The 1,165-nt window shown below is 40.9% G+C and carries 1 protein-coding gene; it reads right to left on the minus strand.

Going from position 1 to position 1,165, the window contains the following annotated elements; genetic code table 11:
* Positions 1-567: 567 nt before the first annotated feature.
* Positions 568-1,041: a hypothetical protein gene (locus APB76_RS19945; protein WP_054963664.1), complete on the minus strand. Its 474-nt coding sequence runs from the start codon at positions 1,039-1,041 to the stop codon at positions 568-570.
* Positions 1,042-1,165 lie beyond the last annotated feature (124 nt).

A 1,165-nucleotide genomic window follows, 5' to 3' on the forward strand; every position in this document is an offset into this window, starting at 1 on the left:
ACTTAATAAAGCCACCTTAATCACTACATTAAAATTTGCAACCAAAACCGCCGAGCGTTGAGAATCCAGCTTGAACACTTTGTTAATAAAGTACTTTTCGCGCGCTCAACACCCAAACAAACCACCGAACTCAACAGTACAAACCAACCAGGTTTTTATTGGCTACTGACCCACTGTCCTTTACAGAAACCAGCTTTAAGCAAGTTGCCAAACCAAAGTGATAGAGAACGAGCCACCCACTAAAGCGACGAACAGTTAATTGCCACAGCGGTGAACTCATGAGAGCGATGATAGTTGCTGGCATATTAGCGCTTTCTATGCTTTCAAATGGCATTTACGTCAAAGAAACTGCAGAACTCAAAGTGCTAGAGAACAAGAATTTGTACGGAGAAAGGCACAGCCAATGTAGGACTACATACCCTAAAAAACTATTCGTTAACAGTAGCTTATTAACGCCCTGTTAAGGTGTGAGCAACGCAATGCCGATGCCGCCGCATACCACCTTAAACACAAAACGCAACGCATAGTAAAAATGCCACGCGTTGCGAATCACTCTTAAACAGATTGTTATGTTTGTATTACAATTGGAATATTTACATTGGCAAGTAAGTCTACAAATCTTTGTTCAACTCCAGAAATAAAAAAGTAGTCATCCTTAACATTCGCACCCGCAAGTAAGACACTACCCGAATAAAACTGCCATTCACTAATTCCCCACTCTAAATCTGCCTTAAAGCACATGAGGCCTCTTCCCATTGCTCTTGAAATAATAGGAATGGTGTCTCGATTAAAAGCATAATGTTCCGATGTTTCACTAAACCTGCAAGTCTTATGACTAAAGAAAAATACTTCCTTGGTAAAGCTACCGAGAGAGTAGTCAACAACGTCAGTTTTAAACTGTTTTTGTCGGTTAGAGCCACTTCCATCATATGATATGTTCAGTTGAACTGAGAAGTTATCGCACCCTAAATGCAAGAGCTCTTCGAGAATCAATATACTCGCTTTAAAAGTAAGCTCGCTATCTTCTATTGCGATATTCATAGCTCTCCTTAAAAACATAACGCCCTGCTAAGTGGCTAGCAACGCATTCCAAGACACTTAAACTAACCGCCGTAAACACCTTACCAAACTAGAGCCTAAATCGCCGAGCGTTGATAGTCCGTCT

The organism is Vibrio bivalvicida (assembly GCF_001399455.2).
Lineage (GTDB): Bacteria > Pseudomonadota > Gammaproteobacteria > Enterobacterales > Vibrionaceae > Vibrio > Vibrio bivalvicida.